Raw genomic sequence first — 8,197 nt, 5'->3', positions numbered from 1 at the left:
CTGATTATCCGCTCCCTCACGGTCGCGGCTCGGTTGATTCTGAGCTAACCGAGCCGCGACCGTGAGGGAGCGGATAAATGTTGGGCTGCACACTTCGTTTAGCGCCAACCTACCGTTTTCTAACCTAAGGTTGAAACACCTCTTGCTGGATACCACCAACTACCCAACTTTCTTGCCTATCAAATTGGCGGAAGTGCCAAATTTCATCAATTTGACTGAGTTCGCCGTTTTCTTTAACAGTACCTGTAAATTGCACGCTGGCCATGGTCGAGAGCGATTGCTTTGACACGTCGAGTAATTTTGCATTTAGACTGATTACTTCGGTGATATTTGGCTCATCGCCACGCTCATCCAATTGCATTTTAATTTCAGCAAACACTTCGGGTGCTGTAAAAGTCTGTAAATCGTGCAAGTTTTTTTGATCGTAAGCGGTTTGCATACGATAAAAGGTTACTTTCGCTTGACGCAGAAAGCCTTCTTCATCAAATTGAACGCTTTGAGCTTGATGACCGCTACTTTGTTGGCTAGTAAACGCTTGAGAAAAGTTTTGGAAAGGATTGCTTGGTCTTGCTGAGCCAGCTTGAGCCGTTTGAAGTGCAGGGCTTCTTCGTTTTAAAAAGTTCATGATAAAGAAGGCCACTATTCCAATGAATAACCAAGACATCAATCCACTTGCAAAACCATTGCCCATGAATAGACTTGCCAACAAGCCTCCAGCTAATAGCCCACCGAGGACTCCGCCCCAACGGCTTTTATTCGCACTGTTTTTATTAGGGATGCTGTTGTTATAGGATTTATTTGATGAAAACAAACTGCTGTGAGAGCGTTGCACACCAAAACTTCTGCCCCCACCAAAACGCTTTGCAGACGCTTCATTGACTATCAGTCCAAAGGACAATAGGCTAATCAAAAAACAAACAAATAGGGTACGCATGTGATGATCCTCGTTTAAGAATTCGTGAGCATTATACCAGAGATCGGGTTGAGATTCTTCTAAATTTGAGGGCCCATAGATTCCGCTCCCTCACGGTCGCGGCTCGGTTATCTCAGTGAGCACATAGAGGGGACGGACCCCAGTGGAGTCCGTCCCCATTCAATCTGGGACTAACCCCACTGGGGACCATTCCCATTCAATCCTACCAATTCTTAACAAAAAAAAGAGTCACCATTCATCACAAAGCTCGCAATGATGACTACTCGGTTTAAATTGATCCATCAAATCAGTTGCAATTCATGGCACTCTTGATATTATGCTAGAGGGTAAATTAAAGGGATGTATCTATGAAAAATATAATTAATTTAGCAATTCTGTCCTTGTCTTCTTCATTAGCTTTCGCCAATCCGGTGACTTTAAAAGGTGAAGTGGATGTCCATATTAAACCAAAAAATCTAGCCGGAGCTCCAAAAGAACTTACGTTTAAACTTCCAAAAGTGGAGTTGTCTAAGGGCGCTAAATCGTATTTAAGAGAGCAGTTATCGGAATACCCTAAAAATTCTGTGAACTCAATGAGTTTTGCGTCTGAATTACCACGTCATGCTCGATCAGGCATGCAATTAACCCCTGTTTTAGATCAAGGCTATCATGGTAGTTGCGTGACATTTGCTGTGACCGCGGCCATTGATGCTACATTGGGTGCCGGCGATTACATCAGTCAATTGTGTAACTTGGAATTAGGTAGCTATTTAGCCATTAATGACAAGATACCTACTAGCGGTTGGAATGGTTCATGGGGTTATTGGGTTCTCCAACAAATTTCTCAATATGGAATCATCAGCCAAAACTATCAGAAACTAAACGGTTGCGCAGGCGTACGTGATTATCCGTTAGACGATCAAAATGACGAAGGCAAGCCAATGGCTGATACAGAATTTACTGCCCATAGCGTTCCAGTGTCTAACTTGATCAGTTGGGAAGCGCTGTTAAAAAATGACGAGTCATTTTCTCCCAACGTTGACATGAATCAATTGATTTATCGCATTAAAGAAGAAGTTGCTAAAGGAAACCGTTTAACAGTAGGTATGTTATTGGATGTGTACGAAGGTGATGCTGGTGCGGTAGGTACTTATCATGCATACCATGATACCTGGATGTTAACTCCTCAAATCGTTATGGATGCAATGAACGGATTGATTTATGCAGGACATGAATTAGTGATTACTGCTTATGATGATGATCTTGAGATCTATGATGATGAAGGTCACGTGAACCGTGGTGTGTTTACTCTAAGAAACTCCTGGTCTAAATTTGCAGGGGATCAAGGGGATTACTACGTAAGCTATGATTACTTGAAATTCCTTGCTTTAGAAGTAATGGCTGTTCGTATGAAAGAAAAGGCTGCGGCTTAATAGCCACTATCCGCTCCCTGACGGTTGCGGTTCAGTGATAGCAGTGTTGGCGCAATGTTGGCGCAACGCAATGTTGGGGACGGACCCCGGTGGGGTCCGTCCCCGTTTTATTTTTTGGTCCCCGTTTTATTTTTTGGTCCCCGTTTTATTTTTTGGTCCCCGTTTTATTTTACGGTTGTCACGAAACAAGTCCGAGCCGCGACCGTCAGGGAGCGGATATTTAGAGCTAATCTAAGGCAAATAATAATAAGGATTGGGCAGTTTGAACCCTTTTTTGGCAAAGCCACCTTTTAAATCGCTGTATTGATCGCCAATCGACGCAAGAATGGTGTATCCCTTCTGAGCAATTAACTGTCGTGTTTTAGACTTAAAGGGAATGATGGAGGGCTTTGAATAGTTATCAGGCTTTAAATACAACCCCGACCAGTTTTTATAGCCGGCCTTTAATAAGTTAATGCGCGTAGCGCTGCGCTCTGATTCTTTCCTACCAGTCACGAAAAAGACCTTGATACCCTTTTTAACCGCAATATTGTAGAGCTCAAGCATCGGTTTTATGCCTGGGGAATTTGCAGCTAAAATTTCTTGATGAATTTCCTTTTTGTTGCCTACAAAGTCATGTTTAACCAGTTTATCGTAATTAGAAAGACTGGTTTCATCAATGTCTAAAACAATGGCAAGCTTTTCGTTGGGGTTTTTTGCTCGATGGAGGGCAGATTGTTCCAGAATATACTGTTTTGCAGAGTGAATGACTTGGTTAAGCTCTTGCTGATAACGCCCTGAGTCATGATATTCCTTTATCTCCTTTTTTACTAAGCTGATGTTTTGCGGTTCGGAATATCCTGGTGTTGATAAACATAGGCAAAGAGCGATTATTAGTTTTGTGAACAGGCAATATCTTCGTTTCATGGTTGACCTATTTGTTTACTGGTGAGGCCTATTATATAGCTGGAAAAGTGTTTGTCAAATGAACATATTGTTGCATGTGGTGGCAATGATGTTTGGTATCGAGTTTGTGGTCTTTGTCGCCTTGGTTACGCCTGCGGCTGCATCGAGGCTACGAGTGTCTCCAAATACATAATTTCTTTGATGAGTGCTTGCCCCGTGTGGACATAACAGGATATTTTTGTGATATACCGCACAAATAGCAAGCGGCAAATAGTCATACGAAATATCCTACGTTATACTACCCACCAAAAATTAATATAAGCCGTAGATATGCACTTAAAGCAGTTAAAGATAGCCGGATTTAAGTCCTTTGTTGATCCCACAATCGTGCCTTTCCCAAGCCAGCTCGTTGGCGTAGTTGGTCCAAATGGATGCGGTAAATCAAACGTTATTGATGCTGTACGTTGGGTTATGGGGGAAAGCTCTGCTAAAAATCTACGCGGAGAATCCATGACGGATGTGATCTTTAATGGCTCAACCAGCAGAAAGCCCCTCGGCCAAGCGTCAGTGGAGTTGGTTTTTGACAACAGCTTGGGACGAATCGCCGGCCCTTTTTCCAGTTACAGTGAATTAGCCGTTAAACGCGTCGTTACGCGTGATGGGGAATCGAGCTATTACCTCAATGGAAGTCGTTGTAGACGTAAAGACATTACAGACCTATTCTTAGGGACTGGCGCTGGGTCAAGAAGTTACTCCATCATCGGTCAAGGAACAATATCGCGTCTTATAGAAGCTAAACCGGAAGAGCTTCGAGCTTTTCTTGAGGAGGCAGCGGGGGTGTCAAAATACAAAGAGCGACGCCGAGAAACCTTGCAGCGTATCGAGCACACTAGGGAGAACTTAACTCGAGTTGCAGACATCCGAGAGGAATTAAACAAGCATTTACAACGACTTGAGCGCCAAGCAAAGGCGGCTGAACGTTACACGCAATTAGTTCAAGAAGAAAAGCGTTGTCGGGCAGAAATCTTGGCATTGAAGTGGCAAGACCAAACGGAAAAGCAAAGCACAAAGCAGAGGGAACTCCTGGAATTAAGGGTTTCTCTTGAACAGCAGCAAAGTATTTTAACCAATGGGACTATGGAGAAAACCCTACTTAATGAGCAACTTCAAGATGCCACTCAACATAACCAGATTATCCAAGAGTCTCTCTATCAAATAGGGATGGAAATGGCTCGCCTTGAGGAAGGTTTATTACAAAGGGAAAAAGAAAAAAAGCGCTTGGAGCAAGAAAGAGAACAAATGCTCAATGACTCCAAAGCGTCGAACACGCAACTTCAACAAGACAAAGATGCTTTGATCAACTGTCAGCAGTTGTCGGAGCAACTGAAGGAACAATTGCTTCTTTTACAAAATGCGTATTCTGAGAAAGAAGTCCAGTGGAACGCAAAACAAGCGGCTCAAAAGGAATGGGAGGCTCATTGGACTGAAACACAAGCCAAGCACAATGCGCAGAAACAGCAACAACAGTTGACCAAACTTAAACTCCAACATTTGGATGAACGCAGGAATCACATTCATATCAGCTTGGAAAAATTGGATACTGACAGTTTATCAGTGAGTCTATTGGAGCTCGAGCAGCGAGCAGCCGTTTTGAAATTAAAACAAGAGGAATTGCAACGTGCTCAACAATCTGCACTAGAGCAGGTGAATCAAGCCAATGAAGGGCAGCTAGGTTTACGAAACCAACTCAAAGACACTGAGAAGCAAGTGAGCTCTCTACAAGATGACTATCATCGTTTAAGCAGTGAGCTAGCTGCTTTAAAAGCGGCACAAAAAGCAGCAAGAAGAGGAACTCAAGCTGAAAAGGCTGAGAATGAAGGCTGGGCTGAAAAAGCAAGATTAATGGATGTCCTCCACGTTGAACCGACTTGGCAGGCTGTTTGTGAAATGATCTTAGGTGATGATGTTCGTGCCTATGTGGTTGAGAATATCAATGAGTTATGGTCAAAATTCTCAGAAAATAAAACGCTAACTGAGAACGTTGTTTCTTTAAAGCCTCATACAGCCGCTTCTTCAACTCGCCCCAAACTAGGGGATAAAGTACAGGGTCTGCTGCCAGTAACCGTCAACTCTTTCGAACATATTTATGCCGCGGAAAATAGAGAACAAGCATTAAGTTGGTGCCCTGATTTATTGCCTTATGAATCTGTAGTGACTCCGGATGGGTATTGGTTAGGAAATGGCTGGGCTCGATTAGCACAGAAGATTGAGGTTGATGAGATAGGTATCTTAGCCAGACAACAAAAAATCAATGAGATGTCGCAACAAGTAGCAGAGCTTGAAATCAAGCTTAACTCCGTACGTCAATTGCGCGATGAATTTCAAACGCAAATACAAGATAATTTAATTCACATTGAGCAACTGCAAACGCAATTCAATTTAAGCAATGAAGAACTAAGAAATCATTTGAGTACCCTTAACGACAATTCACAACAAATCAATCATACCGAAAAGCGTATAGAGTCGATGGCTGCAGAGAAACTGGAATTAACAGAGGCACTGGAAGAGATCAGCATCGAACTCTCGCAAACAAGCGCACAACTCATTCAATTGGACAAACAAACGAATGACATGGAAGTTCAGTATCAACAGTTGCTCAGAGAAAAGCAGTTTAAGCTGGATGAACTGTCGGAACAGAGCCAGCAACTGAACAATCTGAGAAATCAGCTCCATCAAGTTGAGCGTGATCATGACAGAGAAATGGCGAGAATTCAGCAGTTGGTTGATCGAGTAAATCGAGAACAAGAGCGATTGCAAAAAATCCAACTCAGATTAGAGGAGTTAGAAAAACTCTACCTCACCACCGCTGAGCCAGAAAATGAGCTTAAGAAGCAATTGGAACTTTTGCTCGCTAAACATGGTGAAACGGAAGAGCAACTCAATTTGAGTCGCGACAAAGTATCCCATCTAAAAATGAAGATGGAAGAACTGGATTTGCAACTCATCCAGCATAATAACGAGTTGAAAAAGCTCCAGGAGTTGATCAGTCAAGTGCAGATGGAGGAGCAAGCACTAGCGGTCAGAGCAAGTTCATTCATCGAGACTATGGATGAAACAGGGTATAAGTTGAAGGAGGTTTTAGAAGGAATCCCTGCTGGCTTCACTCAAACCATGAAAGAAGATGAACTTATCACTGTCTCCGAAAAAATAAGCCGATTGGGAGCAATCAATTTAGCCGCAATAGAAGAATTTGCAAGTGAAAAGCAACGGCAAGTGTATCTGGACGAGCAATATCATGATTTAAATCAAGCCTTGACGACCTTAGAGTCAGCCATTGAGAAAATGGACAATGAGACTAAATCTAGATTAGAAAGTACATTTGATGAAGTAAACACTTCTTTTAAAGCACTTTTTCCAAGATTATTTGGAGGGGGTAGGGCACAGCTTGAGCTAACTTGTGATAATCTGTTAGAAGCAGGAATTGTAGTAATGGCACAACCTCCTGGAAAAAGGAATAGCACCATTCATTTGCTTTCTGGTGGAGAAAAAGCAATGACAGCCGTTGCCCTGGTGTTTGCGATTTTTCAGTTAAATCCTTCACCATTTTGTATGCTGGATGAAGTGGATGCACCATTAGACGACTTAAATGTAAGTCGGTTTTGCGATTTAGTGAAAGAAATGTCACAATTCGTACAATTCCTTTTTATTACCCATAATAAGGTAACAATGGAATTGGCAGATCATTTAATTGGGGTGACCATGCGAGAGCCGGGGGTGTCGCGTTTGGTCGCGGTTGATGTGAAACAAGCTTTGACTATGGAGTAAATCATGCAGGCAAATTGGAGCATAATACTTAATGTCCTGTTGTTAATTGGTGTTTTAGTAGCCATTGGCCGCTTAATGAAAACTAGAAAACAGAGCTTAAATCATGATAGATATCAACCTTTGAATGGCTCATCAGAGTCCAACTTGTTTGATTCACAAGGATATAACGACGATATTATTGCCGTGCGTAAGGTGAGTAGGGACTTGTCTTTAGATTTTGAAGTTGAAGAAGAGCAGGAGCCTTTGTTAAGCAATAAGCCACAGGTAAAGCAAGCCCAGCCCCAGTTGATTCCTCAAGAAGAGCCAATTTCAGTAAAACCAGTGAGACAGGTTTATACGAACTACGATGTTCCCTCAACCATTATGTTTTTTCTACTTGCTAAAGACAATAGGCAATTTGCAGGCTATGAACTACTCCAAACGGTGTTGTCGGCAGGTTTGCGTTTTGGCGATGGGCATTTATTTCATAGACATCAATTCGCGAATGGTCAGGGACCGGTTCTTTGCAGTTTAGCTGCGGCGACAGCGACTGGCGTGTTTGATTTGCAGAACATAGGCGCTTTTAGCGTCCGAGGACTGTGTCTTTTTATGCAAACCTCTAAAAATCCGGGCATAGATACAGAACGTTTTTCAGTGATGCTAGAAACGGCAAGGCAGTTAAGTGAGGGTTTGGATGCGCATTTGTTGGATGAGCAACGAAAGCCTTTGACTCAGGAGAGGATTGGGTATTATCAACATATTCTGGGGGTTGAGCAAGGCGTTGAGGAGAGCGAAGCGGTATAGGTTATTTATGGTTTGTACTGTGTTTAAATCGTTTTCCGCTCCCTCACGGTCGCGGCTCGGTTAACTCGGTGCCAAATCCGAGAGGAGAGCGAAGCGGTATAGGTTATTTATGGTTTGTACTGTGTTTAAATCGTTTTCCGCTCCCTCACGGTCACGGCTCGGTTAACTCGGTGCCAAATCCGAGAGGAGAGAGAAGCGGTATAGGTTATTTATGGTTTGTACTGTGTTTAAATCGTTTTCCGCTCCCTCACGGTCGCGGCTCGGTTAACTCGGTGCCAAATCCGAGAGGAGAGCGAAGCGGTATAGGTTATTTATGGTTTGTACTGTGTTCAAATCGTTTTCCGCTCCCTTACGGTCA

At 42.9% G+C, this 8,197-nt stretch carries 5 protein-coding genes; 3 read left to right on the top strand and 2 right to left on the bottom strand.

The genetic code is table 11. The features are described 5' to 3' along the window. Positions 1 to 124: 124 nt before the first annotated feature. Positions 125 to 934, bottom strand: coding sequence for a Tim44 domain-containing protein (locus Lwal_RS06375; protein ID WP_058479992.1), 810 nt, complete (start codon positions 932 to 934; stop codon positions 125 to 127). Positions 935 to 1,281: 347 nt separating this feature from the next. On the opposite strand from Lwal_RS06375, the gene Lwal_RS06370 reads away from it, so the two are divergent. Next, entirely contained in the window at positions 1,282 to 2,346 is a 1,065-nt protein-coding gene (locus Lwal_RS06370) for a C1 family peptidase (protein WP_058479991.1), read from the top strand. Between the two features lie 231 nt (positions 2,347 to 2,577). Here the strand turns inward: Lwal_RS06370 and Lwal_RS06365 are convergent, their stop codons facing one another. Next, positions 2,578 to 3,252: an HAD family acid phosphatase gene (locus Lwal_RS06365; protein WP_058479990.1), complete on the bottom strand. Its 675-nt coding sequence runs from the start codon at positions 3,250 to 3,252 to the stop codon at positions 2,578 to 2,580. 309 nt (positions 3,253 to 3,561) lie between these two features. Here Lwal_RS06365 and smc point away from each other — a divergent pair, with 309 nt between their 5' ends. Further along, positions 3,562 to 7,056 (top strand): chromosome segregation protein SMC, encoded by a 3,495-nt coding sequence (gene smc, locus Lwal_RS06360; RefSeq protein ID WP_058479989.1) that lies wholly within the window; start codon positions 3,562 to 3,564, stop codon positions 7,054 to 7,056. A 3-nt stretch (positions 7,057 to 7,059) separates the two neighbouring features. Then, the gene (locus Lwal_RS06355; RefSeq protein WP_083500050.1) at positions 7,060 to 7,839 is read left to right on the top strand and encodes a cell division protein ZipA C-terminal FtsZ-binding domain-containing protein; all 780 of its coding nucleotides are present in this window, start codon (positions 7,060 to 7,062) and stop codon (positions 7,837 to 7,839) included. Positions 7,840 to 8,197: the final 358 nt, after the last annotated feature.

Source organism: Legionella waltersii, from assembly GCF_001468085.1.
GTDB classification, from domain to species: Bacteria; Pseudomonadota; Gammaproteobacteria; order Legionellales; family Legionellaceae; genus Legionella; species Legionella waltersii.
Note: the sequence above shows the minus strand (reverse complement) of the source record. Positions and strands in the feature narration are given on the sequence as shown.